1 protein-coding gene is annotated in these 250 nt (G+C 55.6%); it reads right to left on the bottom strand.

Features of this window, described 5'->3' with window-relative positions:
• On the bottom strand, positions 1 to 250 hold a 250-nt coding region (locus tag SB765_RS32145; RefSeq protein ID WP_410932829.1), incomplete at both ends, for a phage tail protein I.

The raw sequence follows: 250 nt of genomic DNA, 5'->3' as shown, positions 1-250 counted from the left end.
CAGTCGCTCAAGTTCCAGATAGGTATCTTCAGTGATGCCCTGGTCCTGCACGCCGATATCCAGACGAAACGTGCCCGGTGTCTCTCCGGTCTGCCACCACTCAATAATGCGGATCAGAAAGCCGAACGGCTCCACCACCCGCCGCACGGCACTGGTGGTCCCTTTATGCTGATGAATATAAAAAGCATCCTTCACCACCTGGCGCTTGACACTTTCTGTCCAGTCCTCGTCCCAGCGATCCACAGAGAAC

The sequence above is a fragment of the Pseudomonas sp. SIMBA_067 genome (genome assembly GCF_046534675.1).
In the GTDB taxonomy this organism is placed as follows: Bacteria; Pseudomonadota; Gammaproteobacteria; order Pseudomonadales; family Pseudomonadaceae; genus Aquipseudomonas; species Aquipseudomonas putida.
Note: the sequence above shows the minus strand (reverse complement) of the source record. Positions and strands in the feature narration are given on the sequence as shown.